The organism is Tabrizicola sp., from assembly GCF_034366665.1.
Classification (GTDB): domain Bacteria; phylum Pseudomonadota; class Alphaproteobacteria; order Rhodobacterales; family Rhodobacteraceae; genus Tabrizicola.
Genome location: NZ_JAXMMF010000122.1, coordinates 42,732 through 59,693, shown reverse-complemented (window position 1 = coordinate 59,693; position 16,962 = coordinate 42,732). Strand labels below are relative to the sequence as shown.

Below are 16,962 nucleotides of genomic sequence, written 5' to 3'. Positions count from 1 at the left end.
AAAAGGCAGCGGGCGGAAAGGAGGCCCCCTTCCGCCCGCTGTTAGCGCCCTGAGTCGCGCTTTACGCTGCGTCAGTCTTCAGCCGCAGACCACCGTGCTTGACGATGAAATCGACGACCTGATCCACCCCCTTGCCGTGGCGAAGCTGGGCCATCACGTAAGGTCGGGTCCCGCGTGCGCGGGCGGTGTCGGCCTCGAGCAACACCGGATCGACGCCGACATGGGGGGCAAGGTCGGTCTTGTTGACGACCAGAAGGTCGGACTTCGTCACCCCCGGCCCGCGTTTCCTTGGGATGTCCTGACCGGCGGCAGTGTCGATGACGTAGATCGTGAGGTCGGCTAGCTCGGGCGAGAAGGTGGCGGCCAGGTTGTCGCCGCCGCTTTCGATCAGGATAAGGTCGAGGTCGGGGAAAGCGCGGTTCAGGTCGGCCACGGCGGCCAGGTTGATGCTGGCATCCTCGCGGATCGCGGTGTGGGGGCAGCCGCCGGTTTCGACGCCCCTGATCCGCGCGGCAGGCAGGACCTGCGCGCGGGTCAGCGCCTCGGCATCCTCACGCGTGTAGATGTCGTTGGTGATGACGGCCATCGAGAGGCGCGGGCCCAGCGCTCGGGCGAGTTTCTCGGTGAGGGTGGTCTTGCCAGCGCCGACGGGACCGCCGATGCCGACGCGAAGGGGGCCGTTGGTGGTCATGTGCGGAAGATCCTTACATCCTGGGTTTCGTGCTGGAACGCCGCCAGGTCGGCGGCAAGGGCGCAACTGCCAAGGTCGTCGAGGGAGGCGACCGCAGCCCAGGTGCCCAGCACCTCGATCTCGGGCAGAAGGCGGCTCAGGACGCGCTGGCCGTCGGTCTGGCCCAGAGGCACATGACGGGTGGCGATGATGCACAGGTTACTGGCGAAGGTCTGCAGGTAAAGCTGCGCCACCTGGCCGGGGGGAAGGGAAAGGGGGGCCACCGCTTCGCCGATGGCTACGGGCAGCATTCGGGGATTCAAGGTGCGCCCGGTCAGGCCCGCGACCATCCGGGCAAAGGCGGCCCCTTGCTCGGCACTTTCCTGAAGCCGCTCGGCCGAGGGGGCAAGGGCGCGGGCAAGTGCATCCAGCGCGTCGTGGTCCGCATCTTCGGCCAAAGCATGGGTCAGTAGCACCGCATCCTGCCACCCCGCGCCGTGGTGAAGGATGTTGCGCAGCCATGCCTCGAAGCTGTCGGCATCACTGACATGGCCCGTGGCAATGACCCGCTCCAGCCCGTGGCTATAGGCGAAGGCCCCCGTGGGGAAGGCGGGGGAGAGCCATTGGACAAGGGTGAGGAGGGCGGTCACGTCGGCTTCGGGGCGTGGAAATGCAGCTGCCCGTCGCCGTGGTGGTGCCAGCCGAACTGCTCGGCTTCGGTATGGGTGTGGCCCATCGTGCGGCCGTGGCCGTAAGCCCCGCCTTCGGGTTTGAAGGGCAGGCTTTCGCGGCGGATCGTGGCACCAAGGCCCTGGAGCATGCGTTCCAGCACGTGATCCTCGCGGATAATCAAACGGTCGGAGAGGATCTGGCAGGGCGTGTGGCGGTTGCCGATGTGCCAGGCAAGGCGGGTGAGGTCGCCGGTGATGACAAGGACGGCCTCGGGCGCGGGGACGATTTCGATGTTCAGGCCATCGGTCTGAAAGCCCCAGAAGTCGTCCAGACTGGTGACGCTTGGCAGGTCCACGAGGAACTCCCGCCCGTTTTGGGTCGTCAGCAGCTTCCGCCGCATCAGGCGTTGGTCGTAGTCCATCACGACGCGGTCATGGGCAAGCGGTGGGGCGGATTTCAGAAGCGTGGTCATGTCAGAACAGGAAGTAGCGCTGCGCGAGGGGCAGCTCGGTCGCGGGGGCGCAGGTGATGACTTCTCCGTCGGCGCGGACCTCGTAGGTCTCGGGGTGGATCTCGACCTTGGGGGTGGCGGAGTTGTGGATCATGTCGCGCTTGTTGACCTCGCGCGTGTTTTCCACGGCGACGGTGGACTTGGCGATCCCCAGCTTCGACCGCAGGTCATCCTCTTGCGCGGCCTTCGAGACGAACACCACCGCCGAGCGTTCCACCGCCCGCCCCAAGGCCCCGAACATCGGGCGCGAATACATCGGCTGCACGGGGATGGACCCGTTCGGGTCACCCATCTGCGCCACGGTGATCATGCCGCCGATCAGGACCATCTCGGGCTTCGCGCCAAAGAAGGCGGGGTTCCAGAGGACCAGATCGGCGCGCTTGCCGACCTCGACGCTGCCAATGTGCTGGCTGATGCCATGCACGATGGCCGGGTTGATCGTGTACTTCGCGATATAGCGCCGGACGCGGAGGTTGTCGTTCTGCCCCACTTCCCCCGCCAGCCGCCCGCGCTGCTGGCGCATCTTGTGGGCGGTCTGCCAGGTGCGGGTGATCACCTCGCCGACCCGGCCCATCGCCTGGCTGTCCGAGGAAATGACCGAAAACGCCCCCATGTCGTGCAGCACATCCTCGGCCGCGATCGTTTCGCGCCGGATGCGGCTTTCGGCGAAGGCCACATCCTCGGGGATGCGCTTGTCGAGGTGGTGGCAGACCATCAGCATGTCCAGATGCTCTTCGACGGTGTTCACCGTGTAGGGCATCGTCGGGTTGGTCGAGGACGGCAGCACGTTCTGCCAGCCGACGACCTTCATGATGTCTGGCGCGTGGCCGCCCCCCGCGCCTTCCGTATGGAAGGCGTGGATCGTGCGGCCCTTGAAGGCGGCCAAGGTGTTCTCCACGAACCCGCTTTCATTCAGCGTGTCGGTGTGGATCATCACCTGGACGTCCATCTGGTCCGCCACCCCAAGACAGCAGTCGATGGCGCCGGGGGTGGTCCCCCAATCCTCATGCAGCTTCAACGCCGCAGCACCACCGCGGACCTGCTCCACCAGCGCCTCGGGCAAGGAGGCGTTGCCCTTGCCCGCAAAGGCCAGGTTCATCGGCAAGGCATCCGCCGCCTGGATCATCCGCCCCAGATGCCACGGCCCCGGAGTGCAGGTCGTGGCAAGCGTCCCATGCGCCGGGTCGGTGCCGCCCCCGAGCATGGTGGTGATGCCGGAATGGAGCGCGTCCTCGACCTGCTGGGGGCAGATGAAATGGATGTGCGCGTCCATGCCGCCGGCGGTCAGGATGCGGCCTTCGCCCGCGATGACTTCCGTCCCCGGTCCGATGATGATCGTGACGCCCGGCTGGGTGTCCGGGTTCCCCGCCTTGCCGATGGCGGCGATCATCCCGTCGCGCAGGCCCACGTCGGCCTTGTAGATGCCGGAGTGGTCGATGATCAGCGCATTGGTGATCACCGTATCCATCGCCCCGCCCGCGCGCGAGATCTGGCTTTGCCCCATCCCGTCGCGGATCACCTTGCCGCCGCCGAACTTCACCTCCTCGCCGTAGGTGGTGAGGTCCCGCTCCACCTCAACGATCAGGTCGGTATCGCCCAACCGCAGACGGTCGCCGGTGGTGGGGCCATACATGGACGCATAGGACTGGCGGCTGATCAGGGCTGGCATGGAGACCTCAGGGCTTGCCGGGGCCGCGTGCGGCCAGGCGCTTGACGTTGGATTTGGTGCGGCGGGCGATGGGCTTCAGCGCGGCGTTGGCGATGAACGACGGCGACTTGCCGGTCATGATCGCCTGTGAGGTGGCGATGGCCGACTGACCAAGCGCCGACACCTTCTCGGACGACATCATGGCGTTCTCCGACGGGTGAACGCGCCAGAGGCCCGCCATTCCCATCATCCGCATGCCGATCACCATCTGCGCTTCCATCAGCATCATGCCGGTCTTCATCGACAGGCTGATCATCTGGGCCGGGGTCATCATCGGGGTCATCGGGGGCTCTCTTTGGACCAGTCACCGACCCGCGCCGTGGTGGCACCGGGTGGACGGGCACAGGGGTAACGCGCGATCGTGTCGGAACGGCTGCTGCGGCCGGTAACGTCTTGGTGTGCGTCGGGATCAAGGCTCATGCCATGAACCTTTCGTCCACCGGGACCGACAGAGCCGTGGCGAGGGCGTTGGTCTGGCTGGCCATCGCGATCACTGCCAGAAGTTCGCCATGCATCGCGGGGGTCATGCCTTTGGCCTTGGCGGCGGCCGTGTGGGAATGGACGCAGTAGTCGCAGCCGTTGGCGGTAGAGACGGCGACGTAGATCAGCTCCTTAACCAGCGGGTCCAGCGCACCGGGGGCCATCACGGCCTGCGCGCGATCCCATGTCGCCTTCAGCGTGGCCGGGTCATGCGCCAAGGCCCGCCAGAAGTTGTTCACATAGTCCGTCTGCCGCTTGGCGCGGATGTCGTCGAAGACGGCGAGGGCTTCCGCCCCCGCCTCCTCGTCGTTCAGAAGCGGAACGACAGCCATCAGACCACCGCCATCACGCGGGCTGGGCCGCCAGTGCCGGTCTTGTGCTTCGGCGCGCCGATGAAGACCGTGGCCCCGGTGGCCGGGACCTGGTCGAGGTTCGCCATGTTCTCGATCCCGAAGCGCCCGCCGGGAAGCCAGCTGAAATGCACCGCGAAATCGGCGGAATTGCCGGGGTCCAAGGACAGGGTGTCGACGCCGATGCAGGCGACGTCCAGCCCGGCCAGCATGTCGGTCGCGGCTTTGGAGAAGCCGGGGAAAGCCAGCTTGCCGTCGGGGGTGTTGCGGAACTCGGGCGTGGCGACCTTGGCGGCCCAGCCGGAGTTCATCGCGACGCAGGACCCGGCGGGGATTGCGCCGTTGGCCGAGACCCAGGCTTCGATATCGGCAGGTTCGACCATCGCGTTGGCGTCCTCGGCGGCCTTGGCGGTCAGGTCGATGACACACAGCGGGCAGACCAGTTTCTCGGGCGCAAGGTCGGCGACCGAGGTGCCATCGGCGGTAAAGTGCAAGGGCGCGTCGATGTGGGTGCCGGTGTGTTCGAAGATGGTCAGCTTCCACAGCTGGTAGCCGTTGCCTTCGAACTTCACCGCCGGTTCATAGAGGATGCCGGGATTGCCGTCGAAGGTCGGGAAGCTGCCGTCATAGGCGTGGGTCAGGTCCACGACCTTGCCGGAGGACTGGGCAAGGGCGGGCTTCGCGGTGGTCAGGCCGGTAGCGATCACGGCAGCGGTTGTCGCGGCGGCCCCGGTGAAGAGGGCGCGGCGGGACAGCATGGAAGACTTGATGTTCTCGATCAGGCAGGCGTCACACATGGGTCATTCTCCCGGTTGGTTGGAACGCCCAGCGTCCTCCCGCTGTTGCCCTTGCGTCAAGCGTCATCCAAGCGGCCCCATGACCTTCTGGTTGAACCCGTAGACCACCCGCGCACCGCCGAAGGGAACCAGCCGGACTTCGCGGGCCTGCCCCGGCTCGAACCGGACGGCGGTGCCTGCTGCGATGTCGAGGCGCTGACCCCGCGCGGCGTCACGGTCGAACGAGAGGGCGCTGTTCGTCTCGGCGAAATGGTAGTGGCTGCCCACCTGAACCGGGCGGTCGCCGGTGTTGGCGACCATCAGCACGGTCACGGTCTGACCTGCGTTCAGTTCGATGTCGCCCGCGGCGGGAATGACCTCTCCGGGGATCATGAGCGCGACCACAGCTTCCAGACCGCATAGCCCAGCACCGCCGCGCCAAGGGCGATCAGAGCAGCGTGATCGGGTTGCGACAGGAAGTGCCACAGCCCGTCGCCGCGATGGTCCCCGGGATGGGCCATTGCTGTCGAGGGGGTCAGGACGACAAGTGCAAAAAACTTTTTCATCGGGGCCTCGTTAGCGGATGGGATGGTGAACGGTCACAAGCTTGGTGCCGTCGGGGAATGTCGCCTCGACCTGCACCGAATGGATCATCTCGGGGATGCCGGCCATGCATTGTTCGGCGGTGATGACATGCGCCCCGGCCTCCATCAGGTCGGCCACGCTGCGGCCATCGCGGGCACCTTCGACGACGAAGTCGGTGATCAGCGCCACCGCCTCGGGGTGGTTCAACTTGACGCCGCGGGCCAGACGGCCGCGGGCGACCATCGCCGCAACGCTGATCAGAAGCTTTTCACGCTCACGCGGGGTCAGGTTCATCGCCTCTCCTTACATCTGCCAGACGCGGGGCACCGGCCCCTCGCGCAAGACCGCCAACAGCCGCAGGATCTGCCGCCGCAGGGGCCAGCCATCCGCCGCCATCAGCCGCACCGTCAGCTTGCCGTCGAAGCCCGAAGCCCCGGCGTTGACCCCCGGCTCGTCCAGCACCTGCCGCACGGCGCCCAGCGCCGCCTCGGCCCCCTGCCCCACCAGCGCCAGCGAGGCGAAGGCCCGTGCCCCCTGCAGCACGCCCGTCCCGGCCACCAGGGCGGCGTCGGTCAGGGACAACGGCTCATAAAGCACCGGCATCCCGTCGCGCAGGACCTTGCGGCGGTCGGTCAGGTGCAACGAGCGCACAGTTTCCCCCATCGCCGCGCGACCCAGGACGATGGCCTCCATCAGGAGGCACGAGGCGTCCTTGCCCAGGCGGATCGTCGTGGCCCGCTGCAACGCCGAATGGTCGAAAAGAATGGTCTCTTGCGGCAACCAGTCCAGATGCCCGCCCGGCCCGACCTCGTGGTCGACCGTGACCTGCGCTGCACCTTCGGCGCTGCGATAGGCGCGCTCGGCGGTCTGGGTGGTGGCGGTGACGCGGCACCCGGCCTCCAGCTTCAGACCGAAGGAAAGCCGGTCACCGCCAGTCATGCCGCCCGAGGTGTTCAGGAACACCACTTCCGGCCCCTGTGCGGTCGGATGGACGAAGGCCTTGGCCGAGCCCGACTGGTGCAGACCCGCCAGCCGCGTCCAGGCCCCCGAGCGACGAAACGACAGCCGCGCTGCGCCGTGGCTGCGTTCGGGGCTGACAGGATGGGGGGCGGGACAGGCGGTCATGCAAAGCTTCTGCGGTTTCATCCCAGAGCTACGGACTTGCCGCGCCAGGGTCTTTCACGATCCCGCTTCTCCGGGCGCGCACAGGGTCGGAAGGTGGCCGAGCGATGCAAAACCAGGCGCTTTGCACAAGTTTTCACCACGTCGACAACGTGCAGATACCGCCGCCTGATCCTCTGCCCCAGCGTCAACTTGCAGTTGTCTGCTGAAGGCCCGGACGGGGCGCAGCTTTTGCTTGCGTCGCCCTGCAGACCTGCGAAAATTGCCCGGTTTTGATGAGGGAGGGCGTCTGGTGCGGCCGAAGTCGCTGTCTTCGCGCCTGCTCGTGGTCACTGCGGTAGCACTTGCACCCGCCGTTGCGATTGCAATCACCAGTCTGCTTACCATCCAGCGCGACCGGACCGCCGACCTGCACGGCGACGCCCTGCGCACGGCCGAACTGGTCTCGCTGGAAGTCGAGCAGACCTTCGCGGGCGTGGAAAGCGTGTTGCGGACGCTGGCGGCTGCCCCGGTCGTGCGGAACGGCGACAGCGCGGCCTGCTCGACGCTGCTTGCCGATACGGTGACGGCCGTGGCCTTCGTCGCCGAACTTTACATTCTGGACCAGGATGGCGGCATCCGTTGCAGTTCAACGTCCACCGGAGAGGTGGATGTGGTGCCGCAGGACCTTCTGGCGCAGGCCGACACGCAAAGGGCGATGGCAGGGATGTTTCGCCCCGCCGATGCCAGCGCCGGCCCAAGGCTGCCCGTCGCCCTGCGGATCGGCGAGGGGGCGGGCCAGAAGCCCGGCATCGCCGTTGCCCATCTTGACCTGGTCTGGATGGAACAGCGGTTGCAGCGCCGTACGCTGGCGGCGGGTAATTCTCTGACCATCGTGGACCGCAGCGGCACCATCCTGGCGCGGGTTCCCGACTCGGCGACCTTCGTCGGGACCAAGATCCTGCAAGAGTACTTGCACCTGATTCAGGCAGCGCAACCCGGATCGCTTGAGATCGTCAGCCGGGACGGCACCCCGCGCATTCTGGGCTATTTCCCGCCCGCCGCGAACGCGACAGGCCTGTACATCAGCGCGGGCTATTCGATCGCCGAGGGGCTGGAGACCATGCGCACCGTGGCGCTGCAGGCGCTTGCCCTGGCGCTTCTGGGGACGTTGCTGGCGTTGATCCTGGCCCTTTACACTGCGAGGGCCTTCATCGCCCGCCCGGTCGGGGTCCTGATCGACACGATCACGGCCTGGCGGCGCGGCAAGACCACGGCCCGCACCGGGATGAGCGCCACGGATGGCGAGATCGGTGATGCCGGGGCGGCGCTGGATGCCTTCATGTCCGAACTTCTGGCCAACCGCGAGGCGCGACAGAAGGCGGACGAGGCCCGCGACCTGATGCGCGACGAACTGGAACACCGCGAGAAGAACCTTTTGGCGACGATCCAGGCGGTCGCCCGGCAGACCTTTTCGGACACCGGGAACGAAACCGCGATGCGCACCTTCTCGGACCGGCTGAACGCCATCAGCGAGGCGAACCGCCTGCTCAAGCAGTCCGGCTGGAAAAGCACTCCGCTGCGCTGTCTGATCACCAACGGGGTGTCGACCTTCATCGGCGACAACCACGACCGCGTCGAAACAAAGGGGCCGGACCTGGTGGTGAAGGGCAACGTCGCGACCGCCATCGGCATGTCCATCCACGAGCTTTGCACCAACGCCGTGAAGTATGGCGCGCTGAGCAATGACACCGGCAAGGTCCTGATCGAATGGGACGTGCAGCCGCACGAGGCGGGCGACGCCTTCTCCCTGCAATGGACCGAACGCGGCGGGCCACCCGTGACCAAGCCGGACCGCACCGGATTCGGGTCCAAGGTCATCAGGCACGCCTTGTCGGCGCAGACCGGCGGGTCGGTCGAGATCATCCATGACCCGCAGGGCCTTGTCTGCCGCCTGACAGCCCCGGCCGAAACGGTGACCGCCCCGGCCGAGTAACGCAGGGGCGACCGCAGCCGCCCCTGCCAGAGGGCTTAGAACCCGTAGACGATCGCCACGCTGACCCGGTTGTCGGTCCGGATTGCCCGGGCCTCGTTATAGTCGGTCAGATAGCTGACCCGGGTCGACAGCACGTCGGTCATCTGGAAGCTGACGCCCAGATCGTTGTTGATCCGCAGCGCATCGTTCGCCTGCAATACGTCCGTGTCGTTGGTCATGAAGACATCCGGCGAAAAGCGGTAGAAAAAGCGCGAACTGGCAATCGCCCCTGCCGAGGTGTCGCTGTCACCCACGCCATCGCGCAGGTAACTGACCCCGACCCCGGCCTGAAGGCGCCAGGTCATGTTCTCTTCGTTGATGATCCGGTAGCCTGGTCCGAAGCCGACAAAAGCGTCCGTGTCGATGTCGTCCGCCGTTTCGGCCAGCCCGTCGATCTCGGCCCGACCCAGGACGAAGGCATAGAAGCGGTCGTCGAAGTAGTAGTTCGCGTCATAGACGATCAGCGCGTCTTCCTTGGTCCGCGCGACATCGTCCTCGGCATAGTCCAGCGCCACGCCCAGCGTCTGGACCCAGGGGCCGGTGGCATAACGCAGCCGCGTGCTCAGGCTGAACTCCTGCGATTCGTTGTTTCCGGTCTTGCCGGAATAGGCCAGCGAGGCCGACCCGGAGTAGCCCTGGCGGTCCTCGGGGTTGCCATAGCGCAGCGGATCATCGGCGCGCTCGATCTCGTCGGTGGCGACGTCCTCGATGTCGGTGATCCGGTCGTCGATGTCATCGTACCCGGTGATCGTGGTCTGAGCCGTGGCCGTGGCTGCGCAAAGCGCCAGCCAGCTCGCCCCGGCAAGGGCGAATGATTTGGTCATATCAAGTCCTTTCCCAAACGACGGCACCCTGCATCGGGCCTGTATCCCGAAAGCCGCCACCCGGACTCAACCTGCGGTCCAGGGAAGTGTTCCCGCCGAAGCGGAGGCGCGCAGCCACGTGCCATATCTGCACCACCAATTCCAGAAAGGGGCCCGGCAAATCCAGAAAGGGGCCCGGCGGGCCCCTTTCCGATCCCGTCACCGGACTATGCAATCCGCTCCGCTAGGGGGCCGTCCGCGCCAACCCGTCCCGCGTCCAGTGCCGCAGCTTCGCGCAGCTTGCGACAAAGGCCTCCACCGTCTCGCCGTCGTCCACGAGCCCCAGGTCAAAGCAGCCCTCATCGGCCTTGCCCTTCAACCCTGCGGCCTTGAACAGCTCGCCCGCCATCGCGTGACCGATGAACTTGCCATGCGCGAAGGCATCGCGCAGAAAGTTCTGCGCAGCCGGCATCGCCGCGACCTGCGCTTCGGCCTCGGGGCCGATCAGCACCGCCACCGCGTCGAACAGAACCGAGGCACCGGCCTGGACGCTGAACTGCGCCTCGCGCAGGTCGCCCCGGTCGTCCTGCGCGCCCCCGACGCGCGGAGCGATCAGTTTCACCTTGCCTCCGGCCTCGGTCACCGCGCTGGTCAGCTGGTCCAGCAGCGTGCCGTCGAAGCCGTCGGCGATCATCACGCCCAAGACCCGGCCCGCAAAACTCTCCGGCCCGTTCTTAAGGATGCTCAGCGCGTCCGAGGGTGGCAGGTCCTGACGGGTCGGCCGGGCCGCCGTCGCAGGAGCGGGCAATTCGGGCAGGCCAAGGCCAGCGGCCACGCCGGCCGCCAGATCCTCGTCGATGTTGCGCAGGTGGCCGACGATGGCGCTGCGCACCCGCGCCAGCTCGCAACGGCCCAGTTCGAAGACCAGCGCGTCGCGCAGGTGCTGCTGCTCGACCGCGGTCTGGCTGATGTAGAACTGCCGGGCCTGGCTGTAGTGGTCGGCAAAGCTGTCCGGACGCAGCCGGACCTTGGTGCCTTCCACGGGCGCGGCATAGCTGACATAGCCCGCCAGCGGGTCCTCGCGCGGGCCTTCCTCGAAGCCGTTCGGCTCATAGTTGATACGGCCCTTGCGGTTGCCCTTCCGCATGTGACCGTCCTGCTGGAAGTTGTTCATCGGACAGCCCCGCGGCTTGTTCACCTCCAGCTGGCTGAAGTTCGGGCTGCCCAGACGCTTCAGCTGGGTGTCGAGGTAGCTGAAGTTGCGCCCCTGCAAGAGAGGGTCATCGGTGAAGTCGATGCCGGGGATGACGTGCTGGGTGCAGAAGGCCACCTGTTCGGTGAACTCGAAGAAGTTGTCCACGGCGCGGTCCAGCGTCAGCGTGCCCACGGGTTCGGCAGGCAGGATCTCTTCGGGGATCAGCTTGGTCGGGTCCAGGATGTCGAAGTCGAAACTGTCGGCGAAGTCCTGGTCGAACATCTGCAGGCAGAGTTCCCATTGCGGATGGTCACCCGTCGTCAGCGCCTCCCACAGGTCGCGGCGGTGGTGGTCGGGGTCCGCGCCGTTGATCTTGACCGCCTCGTCCCACAGCACCGACTGCAGGCCCTGCCGGGGCTTCCAGTGGAACTTGACGAAAGTCGACTGACCCTCGGCGTTCACCAGCCGGAAGGTGTGGACTCCGAAGCCTTCCATCGTGCGAAACGACCGGGGGATCGTCCGGTCGGACATCTGCCACATCACCATGTGCATCGATTCCGGCGTCAGCGCGATATAGTCCCAGAAGGTGTCATGCGCCGACTGCGCCTGCGGAAAGCCCCGGTCCGGCTCGTCCTTCACGGCATGGACCAGGTCGGGAAATTTCATCGCGTCCTGGATGAAGAAGACCGGGATGTTGTTGCCGACAAGGTCCCAGTTGCCTTCATCGGTGTAGAACTTGACCGCAAAGCCGCGCACGTCGCGTGCAAGGTCCATCGACCCCTTGTTCCCCGCCACGGTCGAAAAGCGCACGAAGGTCTCGGTCAGCTTGCCGACCTTCTGGAACGGGGCCGCGCGGGTGATGTCGGACAGATCGCGGGTACATTCGAAGGTGCCATGCGCCCCGAAGCCACGGGCATGGACCACGCGTTCCGGGATGCGCTCGTGGTCGAAGTGAAAGACCTTGTCGCGCAGGACGAAGTCTTCCAGCAAGGTCGGACCCCGCGCGCCGGCCTTCAGACTGTTCTGGTTGTCCGAGATCGCCACCCCTTGCGAGGTCGTCAGCACCTCGGCGCCGTCCGTGGCGGTCTGGTGCACTTCGGCGGGGCCGCCGTCGGTTCCATTCTGCAGCTGGGTCTTCATCTTGTGGCTCCTGGATATCTGGGGGCATGCAGGCGACTGGCCCCGGCAGGGGGAAACTGCCGGGGCCAGCCTTGGTTCCTAGCGGTTGCGCCAGCCGCGACGTGCGGCCTCGGCATGGCCTTCGGCATCCCCGAACCAGCCACCCTGGCTGCGGTCATCGCCGCCACCACGGGACCCGGAAGCGCGCGAACCGCCACGACGATCATCATCTTCATCCCGGGACGAGGACCGCCCGCCAGATGACCGCCGGTCGTTGTCGCGGTTCTCCCAGCCCAGGCGAGCGGCTTCGGCATGCCCACGCTGATCGCCGAACCAGCCGCGGCCGTCCTCGCCACGCGACGACCGTCCCGACCGACGGTCATCTTCGTCATCCCGCGACGAGGACCGGCCCGAGGAGGACCGCCCCCGGTCATCGTCGTCGCTCATGAACCGGCCAGAACGGTCCCGCTCGCGGTCATCGCTGCCACGTCCGCCACTGCCACGACGGTCATCGTCATCGCGCGACCCGCCCCGGCCCGAGGAGCGACCGCCCCGGTCGTCGTCGTCGCTCATGAACCGGCCGGAACGGTCCCGCTCACGGTCATCGCTGCCACGTCCGCCACTGCCGCGACGGTCGTCGCCATCGCGCGACGAGGACCGCCCGCCGCCCCGCGACGCGCTGCCGCCCCGGCCGTCATCCGTGGTGAAACGGCCATACTCGTCACGCTCGCGGTCATTCGAGTTCCTGTCCATCCTTGCTCTCCGTTGCTGATGGTGCGGCGGCCTTTGCCACCCGCTTTTCGTTGAACCGCAGAGGGTGGCGATTGTTCCGCTGGGGAAGCGATCCCCCCTCAAAGAAAAGCACCGGCTGGGGGTCCAGCCGGTGCGTTCAGGCGACCTTCGTCAGCTTTTCTTGGAAGAGGAGCTGCCGCCACTGTCAGAGCCAGAGCTGCCACTCATGCCTGATGCGCTGCCGCCTTGCGACCCGGAGCCAGAGCTGCGGTTCTTCCGCCATTCCTCGAACTCGGTTTCGAACTTTTTCTGGCGCTCTTCGTTGAAGGCCTTGAAGTCCTCGTCATGGGCCTGCATCTGCCGCTCGCGCCAGGTGTGGTAGTGCGGATCGTGGCCCGAGCCGCCCTGCGACCCGCCTTGGCCCATGCCGTAACCACTCTGGCCTGGGCCAAAACCGCCCCGGACAGAACCGCCACCAAAACCGCCGTGGCCGCCCATGTCACTTTGCCCGTAGCCACCCTGGCCGTAACCACCCTGGCCACCACCGTAGCCGCGCCCATAGCCGCTTTCGTCCCCTTGGCCTTGTCCGGCGTAAAGACCTTCGCCCCGGCCCCGACCCTGGGAACCACGGCTGCTGCTTTCGGACCAGTCGCCGCGCAGACTGCCGTATTCGTCGTCCTCCTCTCCGCGGTAGGATGCGGACGATCCGCGAGACGTTCCCGACTGGCCGCGACGGCCGTAGCCGCGCTCCATGTCGTCGTCATAGCCGCCACGGCTGGCAGTCGAACGGCTTCGGCCGCCCTGGCCGCCACGGTCATAATCGTCGTCTTCGTATTTCTGTGCCATTGGTCTCTCCGGTTGCTCGCTTTGGGACCCGCCCGTCGTCGCGGGCCGTCCTGTTCGGACAAAGGATCAACCGGGGATGCGCCGCGAATGTTCCAGCTTCGGGCCGTCACGGGCCTGCCAGGCTTGCGACCTCAGACCGGCCCCTGCCCGTCCGCAAGCCACAAAAAAAACCGGTGGCCACAAACCCAAAGGCTTGCGACCACCGGCGCCGACAGGGAGGAGGGACATCCCCCCGTCGGTTTTTCAAAGCCGCCGACAAAAGCCGGCCAGCAGACGGGCGTCAGAGCGGCGCGACCGCCTCGCAGATGGCTTTCATCTCGGTGATGTCATAACCCACTGAGGTCGCGATGGTTCCATCGGTCGACGCGGTGCCCGCATCCGTGCCCGTCGCAGCGCCTGCCGTGGTGTCGGTCGCCGCGCCGGTCGTCGCAGTGTCCGTCGCCGTGTCCGTCGCGGTCCCCGTCGCGGCGTCCGTCCCGGTCGATGTCGCGGCGTCGGTCGAAGCGCCCGTCGAGGCGTCGCCATGCTCTGCCATGAACGTCACGCAGTCGGCCTTGATCATGTCGCGGTCCTCTTGCGACAGCGACTGCCAGCCGCTGGTGATCTCTTCGGAGGACCGCAGCGCGCTGCTGTCCGCGTCGGCAAAGAAGGTTGTCCCGACCGACAGCGGCCAGTTGGTCCCGAAGCTGGTGGATGCCTCCATCCCCGTGGCGGCACCGGCGTCCGCTCCGGTTGCCGCGTCCGCGGTCGTGTCGGTCTGGGCGAAGGCTCCGGTTGCAAACAGTGCCACGGCGGGCAGGGCAAGAAATGCATGTTTCATGGGGTCGTCCTTTCTCTCATTGCTGGGTGGCCATCAGGCCGCAGTCACAGCGACCGGCGCTTGGCCGGATATCGCCAGTGAAGAGAAGAACCAGAGGGCCGGAGCTTTGTTCCCGGTTGCGTCGGGTCAGTTCAGGAAGTGCCCGGGACCCAGGTCCATAAGGTCGTCCATCAGGTCGACCAGCCACGGCGCGACGGCCGCGCCCGAAGGCATCGGGGCCGCTTCTTCGATCGCGCGTTGCAGTGTCAGTTCGACCAGCCGGTCAGCCGCGTGCGGATCAGCCAAAAAGCCCCGCGCCCGCGCGCGCAGCATCGGGATCAGGTCCAGGATGTTCCCGCTTTCCACCTTGCGCGACCGGACCACCAACAGCTGGACAACGATCGAGGGCGGCTGCGGCTTGGTGATGCAGTCGACGCTGGCAAAGCGTTCCGGCAACACATCCTTGTCATAGCCCGTGAAGAAGACATAAGGCACGTCCAGTGCCTGCAGCCGGTCGGCCAGCCAGAATGTGGTCTCGCCCCCAAGGTTGACGTCCAGAACCGCCAGGTCGCTGTGTGCCAGGTTAAGGACGGCATCGGTCAGGTTGTTGTACGGCCCCACGACCACGGCATTCGCGGCCTCCAGTTCACAGATCAGGTCCATCGCCAGCAGATAGTTGTCCTCGACGACCAGCACGCGCTTGCCACTCAGATTGGTTGTCATGGGAAGACTCCTTCCGGCAAGCACGCCGTGGATGCGGCCCCCAGCGATTTCGCCCGACCGACCCTGCGCTTTGCTGCCGCCAACAGCAACCGCGCGAAACCGACTGCCGTCCCGGCAGGCGCGGATTTGGCTCTGGAAGGACCCGCAGATCGCGCTAGATTCCACAAGTCAGAAGGCGCGCACAAAGCCTGGGGATCACTTTCGCGGAAAAGACCAAATTTGGTCGTCGTTTTGGTCGCACCCCTGGGATAGGTTGTGCAGAGGATCAGTTGGGGACAGAGCATGCCGCAGGATTCGGGACCAGAGTCGAAGAAGGACACCGCGCTGTCCGCCGTCTCGGCCCGGCTTCTGGAAGAGGTGAAGGCCGAACCCGTGCCCGAAGCGATCCTTGACCTTGCGCAAGAGCTGGACCGCACGCTGAAGCAAAGACGCAAAAGCGATCGCCGGTGACCCGTGCTCAGGCCGGGGGGCACCCCGCGCCGCGTCTGTCGCCCATCACCCATTCACGCGTCACCCCTGTATCGGCGGCGTGATCTCGCCCGGCGGGATCTGCTGCGGGTCCTGCGTCGGGATCGGCTGCGGGTCGGGCATGGGATCGGGCATGGGGTCGGGCTGCACATCCGGCTGCACGGGATCACCGGGAACCGGCAGATCGGGCTCGGACGGCGGCAGGTCGGGTGTCTCGGGTCGGCCAAGGTGAAGGTCTTGCATGGCGGGGTCCTTTTCGCTTGGTGACAAAAGTCCGGGAAGAACGCCGTGCGGCCGCGCCGGTTCCCCCGCACAGATCGGCCCGGGCCGACCGCAGCCGCCCCGGGCCGACCGTCCGGCGCTGGATCAATGCCGGTGTTCGGGGAAGGTCTTCAGCTCATCCTTGGTCCAGGACGTCATCCCGTGGACCGAACCGGTATGGTCGCGCATCATGTTCAGCTCGTTCAGGCTGACCAGAACCGGCTTCGACCCGATGCCCAGAAAGCCGCCCACATCCACCACCGCCTGAGCGACCGCGCCGGACTGGTGCAGGTGCGAAATTGTGCCGACCTTCTCGTCATCGGCGCCGTAGATCGTGGCCCCGACCAAAGTCGATTCCGTCAGTTCCGCCGGGCCAAGCGGGGTATGCGTGCTGTGGTCCATGTCAGTCTCCTTGGATATCGCCGGACGGGAGTCCGGCCCTACCGACAGGAAACCGCCCCGGCGCCGCGATGTTCCCCGGAACAATCGGTGCGCTGTCCCGGTTGGCCGGAGAAAGGAGGTTCCCCATGCCCCGTTTCATCATGCCCCGCCTCATCCGGTTCCTGCTTGCGCGCTTTGCCGACGGGGTGGCCCTGGGTCTGGCCGTCGGACTTGCGATCCTGTGGACTGACCTTGGCCAGCTGGCCCGGCTGATTTCCACCAGCGGTCACGACGCCAGCCTGACCGCGTTGTTCTTCGCGCAGATGGCGCTTTTGTTCGGCACCTTCGGGATGGCCGTCGCGGTGATGAACCTGTCCGAGGCCGACGGCTAGTCCTTCTTCCGGGGCAGGCCCTTGCGCTTTGTGCTGGCCAGTTCTTCCAGCTCGGCCTCGGTCATCGACCGGGCCATGTCCTTCGACGCGCCGAAAAGGTCGTCCTTGTCCGCCTCGCCGCGCTTGGCCGCCAGGGCCGCGCCAGCCGCCTTCTGCTGGGCTTTCGATTTCGCGGGCATGTCAGTCCTCCGTCTTTGGCTGCGGCACCTGCTTTGCCGGATTGGCCTGGTCAAATGCCTCGGGCCGGTGGGGCGAGCCTTCGTGGTCGCCTTGTGCATTGCGGCGGTCCAGCGGCGGGGTCCGCTTTTCGGCGGCAGGTTCGGGTTCGTTGGGCATCCGGGATCTCCTTTGCCAT

At 66.5% G+C, this 16,962-nt stretch carries 24 protein-coding genes; 3 read left to right on the top strand and 21 right to left on the bottom strand.

The annotated features are described in order from the left end of the window. Positions 1–61: 61 nt before the first annotated feature. From ureG to U1E69_RS17605, 11 genes are all read right to left on the bottom strand, one after another. Positions 62–691: an urease accessory protein UreG gene (gene ureG, locus U1E69_RS17655; RefSeq protein ID WP_322245736.1), complete on the bottom strand. Its 630-nt coding sequence runs from the start codon at positions 689–691 to the stop codon at positions 62–64. Continuing rightward, the gene (locus tag U1E69_RS17650; RefSeq protein WP_322245735.1) at positions 688–1,320 is read right to left on the bottom strand and encodes an urease accessory protein UreF; all 633 of its coding nucleotides are present in this window, start codon (positions 1,318–1,320) and stop codon (positions 688–690) included. The genes ureG and U1E69_RS17650 overlap by 4 nt, the downstream gene beginning before the upstream one ends. Beyond that, positions 1,317–1,814, bottom strand: coding sequence for an urease accessory protein UreE (locus tag U1E69_RS17645; RefSeq protein WP_322245734.1), 498 nt, complete (start codon positions 1,812–1,814; stop codon positions 1,317–1,319). Before U1E69_RS17645 ends, U1E69_RS17650 begins: the two co-directional genes overlap by 4 nt. Position 1,815: 1 nt before the next feature. Beyond that, on the bottom strand, positions 1,816–3,522 hold the full coding sequence (ureC, locus tag U1E69_RS17640) for an urease subunit alpha (protein WP_322245733.1): 1,707 nt from the start codon (positions 3,520–3,522) through the stop codon (positions 1,816–1,818). Positions 3,523–3,529: 7 nt separating this feature from the next. Further along, positions 3,530–3,844, bottom strand: coding sequence for an antifreeze protein (locus U1E69_RS17635; RefSeq protein ID WP_322245732.1), 315 nt, complete (start codon positions 3,842–3,844; stop codon positions 3,530–3,532). A gap of 133 nt (positions 3,845–3,977) precedes the next feature. Further along, positions 3,978–4,373 (bottom strand): carboxymuconolactone decarboxylase family protein, encoded by a 396-nt coding sequence (locus U1E69_RS17630; protein WP_322245731.1) that lies wholly within the window; start codon positions 4,371–4,373, stop codon positions 3,978–3,980. Continuing rightward, positions 4,373–5,188: a cyclase family protein gene (locus U1E69_RS17625; RefSeq protein ID WP_322245730.1), complete on the bottom strand. Its 816-nt coding sequence runs from the start codon at positions 5,186–5,188 to the stop codon at positions 4,373–4,375. Before U1E69_RS17625 ends, U1E69_RS17630 begins: the two co-directional genes overlap by 1 nt. A gap of 63 nt (positions 5,189–5,251) precedes the next feature. Continuing rightward, positions 5,252–5,560, bottom strand: coding sequence for an urease subunit beta (locus U1E69_RS17620; RefSeq protein WP_322245729.1), 309 nt, complete (start codon positions 5,558–5,560; stop codon positions 5,252–5,254). Continuing rightward, a complete protein-coding gene (locus U1E69_RS17615; protein WP_322245728.1) occupies positions 5,557–5,733 on the bottom strand; it encodes a hypothetical protein in 177 nt (58 codons plus the stop codon). The genes U1E69_RS17620 and U1E69_RS17615 overlap by 4 nt, the downstream gene beginning before the upstream one ends. Positions 5,734–5,743: 10 nt before the next feature. Next, entirely contained in the window at positions 5,744–6,046 is a 303-nt protein-coding gene (locus U1E69_RS17610) for an urease subunit gamma (RefSeq protein ID WP_322245727.1), read from the bottom strand. A 9-nt stretch (positions 6,047–6,055) separates the two neighbouring features. After that, complete coding sequence (locus U1E69_RS17605; RefSeq protein ID WP_322245726.1) at positions 6,056–6,877, bottom strand: urease accessory protein UreD; 822 nt, start codon at positions 6,875–6,877, stop codon at positions 6,056–6,058. 289 nt (positions 6,878–7,166) lie between these two features. On the opposite strand from U1E69_RS17605, the gene U1E69_RS17600 reads away from it, so the two are divergent. After that, the gene (locus U1E69_RS17600) at positions 7,167–8,849 is read left to right on the top strand and encodes a sensor histidine kinase (protein ID WP_322245725.1); all 1,683 of its coding nucleotides are present in this window, start codon (positions 7,167–7,169) and stop codon (positions 8,847–8,849) included. Between the two features lie 35 nt (positions 8,850–8,884). Here U1E69_RS17600 and U1E69_RS17595 read toward each other — a convergent pair whose 3' ends face one another. The 6 genes from U1E69_RS17595 to U1E69_RS17570 form a co-directional block, all read right to left on the bottom strand. Continuing rightward, positions 8,885–9,712 (bottom strand): DUF481 domain-containing protein, encoded by an 828-nt coding sequence (locus U1E69_RS17595; protein WP_322245724.1) that lies wholly within the window; start codon positions 9,710–9,712, stop codon positions 8,885–8,887. Positions 9,713–9,935: 223 nt separating this feature from the next. Then, positions 9,936–12,026: a catalase gene (locus U1E69_RS17590; RefSeq protein ID WP_322245723.1), complete on the bottom strand. Its 2,091-nt coding sequence runs from the start codon at positions 12,024–12,026 to the stop codon at positions 9,936–9,938. 78 nt (positions 12,027–12,104) lie between these two features. Then, on the bottom strand, positions 12,105–12,758 hold the full coding sequence (locus U1E69_RS17585) for a hypothetical protein (RefSeq protein WP_322245722.1): 654 nt from the start codon (positions 12,756–12,758) through the stop codon (positions 12,105–12,107). A 150-nt stretch (positions 12,759–12,908) separates the two neighbouring features. Further along, entirely contained in the window at positions 12,909–13,583 is a 675-nt protein-coding gene (locus tag U1E69_RS17580; RefSeq protein WP_322245721.1) for a hypothetical protein, read from the bottom strand. Between the two features lie 280 nt (positions 13,584–13,863). Beyond that, the gene (locus U1E69_RS17575) at positions 13,864–14,403 is read right to left on the bottom strand and encodes a hypothetical protein (RefSeq protein WP_322245720.1); all 540 of its coding nucleotides are present in this window, start codon (positions 14,401–14,403) and stop codon (positions 13,864–13,866) included. A gap of 126 nt (positions 14,404–14,529) precedes the next feature. Beyond that, the gene (locus tag U1E69_RS17570) at positions 14,530–15,105 is read right to left on the bottom strand and encodes a hypothetical protein (protein ID WP_322245719.1); all 576 of its coding nucleotides are present in this window, start codon (positions 15,103–15,105) and stop codon (positions 14,530–14,532) included. 282 nt (positions 15,106–15,387) lie between these two features. Here U1E69_RS17570 and U1E69_RS17565 point away from each other — a divergent pair, with 282 nt between their 5' ends. Next, positions 15,388–15,555, top strand: a complete 168-nt coding sequence (locus U1E69_RS17565) for a hypothetical protein (RefSeq protein ID WP_322245718.1) — start codon at positions 15,388–15,390, stop codon at positions 15,553–15,555. Between the two features lie 60 nt (positions 15,556–15,615). Here U1E69_RS17565 and U1E69_RS17560 read toward each other — a convergent pair whose 3' ends face one another. Beyond that, entirely contained in the window at positions 15,616–15,816 is a 201-nt protein-coding gene (locus U1E69_RS17560; protein ID WP_322245717.1) for a hypothetical protein, read from the bottom strand. A 123-nt stretch (positions 15,817–15,939) separates the two neighbouring features. Beyond that, positions 15,940–16,236 carry a PRC-barrel domain-containing protein gene (locus U1E69_RS17555; protein WP_322245716.1) on the bottom strand — a complete coding sequence of 99 codons (297 nt, stop codon included), beginning with the start codon at positions 16,234–16,236 and terminating at the stop codon, positions 15,940–15,942. Between the two features lie 125 nt (positions 16,237–16,361). Between U1E69_RS17555 and U1E69_RS17550 the strand changes: the two genes are divergently transcribed. Further along, positions 16,362–16,607 carry a hypothetical protein gene (locus U1E69_RS17550; RefSeq protein ID WP_322245715.1) on the top strand — a complete coding sequence of 82 codons (246 nt, stop codon included), beginning with the start codon at positions 16,362–16,364 and terminating at the stop codon, positions 16,605–16,607. Here U1E69_RS17550 and U1E69_RS17545 read toward each other — a convergent pair. After that, positions 16,604–16,786: a DUF3008 family protein gene (locus tag U1E69_RS17545; RefSeq protein WP_322245714.1), complete on the bottom strand. Its 183-nt coding sequence runs from the start codon at positions 16,784–16,786 to the stop codon at positions 16,604–16,606. The two genes, U1E69_RS17550 and U1E69_RS17545, sit on opposite strands and share 4 nt — an antisense overlap. A 1-nt stretch (position 16,787) precedes the next feature. Continuing rightward, a complete protein-coding gene (locus tag U1E69_RS17540) occupies positions 16,788–16,943 on the bottom strand; it encodes a hypothetical protein (protein ID WP_322245713.1) in 156 nt (51 codons plus the stop codon). Positions 16,944–16,962 lie beyond the last annotated feature (19 nt).

Excerpts from the sequence above, each read along its gene's own strand:
- U1E69_RS17565 (WP_322245718.1), top strand. The coding sequence starts at position 15,388 with ATGCCGCAGGATTCGGGACCAGAGTCGAAGAAGGACACCGCGCTGTCC.
- U1E69_RS17555 (WP_322245716.1), bottom strand. The coding sequence starts at position 16,236 with ATGGACCACAGCACGCATACCCCGCTTGGCCCGGCGGAACTGACGGAA.
- U1E69_RS17615 (WP_322245728.1), bottom strand. The coding sequence starts at position 5,733 with ATGAAAAAGTTTTTTGCACTTGTCGTCCTGACCCCCTCGACAGCAATG.
- U1E69_RS17540 (WP_322245713.1), bottom strand. The coding sequence starts at position 16,943 with ATGCCCAACGAACCCGAACCTGCCGCCGAAAAGCGGACCCCGCCGCTG.
- U1E69_RS17550 (WP_322245715.1), top strand. The coding sequence starts at position 16,362 with ATGCCCCGTTTCATCATGCCCCGCCTCATCCGGTTCCTGCTTGCGCGC.
- U1E69_RS17605 (WP_322245726.1), bottom strand. The coding sequence starts at position 6,877 with ATGACCGCCTGTCCCGCCCCCCATCCTGTCAGCCCCGAACGCAGCCAC.
- U1E69_RS17645 (WP_322245734.1), bottom strand. The coding sequence starts at position 1,814 with ATGACCACGCTTCTGAAATCCGCCCCACCGCTTGCCCATGACCGCGTC.
- U1E69_RS17630 (WP_322245731.1), bottom strand. The coding sequence starts at position 4,373 with ATGGCTGTCGTTCCGCTTCTGAACGACGAGGAGGCGGGGGCGGAAGCC.
- U1E69_RS17635 (WP_322245732.1), bottom strand. The coding sequence starts at position 3,844 with ATGACCCCGATGATGACCCCGGCCCAGATGATCAGCCTGTCGATGAAG.
- U1E69_RS17595 (WP_322245724.1), bottom strand. The coding sequence starts at position 9,712 with ATGACCAAATCATTCGCCCTTGCCGGGGCGAGCTGGCTGGCGCTTTGC.
- U1E69_RS17625 (WP_322245730.1), bottom strand. The coding sequence starts at position 5,188 with ATGTGTGACGCCTGCCTGATCGAGAACATCAAGTCTTCCATGCTGTCC.
- ureC (WP_322245733.1), bottom strand. The coding sequence starts at position 3,522 with ATGCCAGCCCTGATCAGCCGCCAGTCCTATGCGTCCATGTATGGCCCC.
- U1E69_RS17570 (WP_322245719.1), bottom strand. The coding sequence starts at position 15,105 with ATGACAACCAATCTGAGTGGCAAGCGCGTGCTGGTCGTCGAGGACAAC.
- U1E69_RS17610 (WP_322245727.1), bottom strand. The coding sequence starts at position 6,046 with ATGAACCTGACCCCGCGTGAGCGTGAAAAGCTTCTGATCAGCGTTGCG.
- U1E69_RS17585 (WP_322245722.1), bottom strand. The coding sequence starts at position 12,758 with ATGGACAGGAACTCGAATGACCGCGAGCGTGACGAGTATGGCCGTTTC.
- U1E69_RS17575 (WP_322245720.1), bottom strand. The coding sequence starts at position 14,403 with ATGAAACATGCATTTCTTGCCCTGCCCGCCGTGGCACTGTTTGCAACC.
- U1E69_RS17590 (WP_322245723.1), bottom strand. The coding sequence starts at position 12,026 with ATGAAGACCCAGCTGCAGAATGGAACCGACGGCGGCCCCGCCGAAGTG.
- U1E69_RS17545 (WP_322245714.1), bottom strand. The coding sequence starts at position 16,786 with ATGCCCGCGAAATCGAAAGCCCAGCAGAAGGCGGCTGGCGCGGCCCTG.
- U1E69_RS17560 (WP_322245717.1), bottom strand. The coding sequence starts at position 15,816 with ATGCAAGACCTTCACCTTGGCCGACCCGAGACACCCGACCTGCCGCCG.
- U1E69_RS17580 (WP_322245721.1), bottom strand. The coding sequence starts at position 13,583 with ATGGCACAGAAATACGAAGACGACGATTATGACCGTGGCGGCCAGGGC.
- ureG (WP_322245736.1), bottom strand. The coding sequence starts at position 691 with ATGACCACCAACGGCCCCCTTCGCGTCGGCATCGGCGGTCCCGTCGGC.
- U1E69_RS17620 (WP_322245729.1), bottom strand. The coding sequence starts at position 5,560 with ATGATCCCCGGAGAGGTCATTCCCGCCGCGGGCGACATCGAACTGAAC.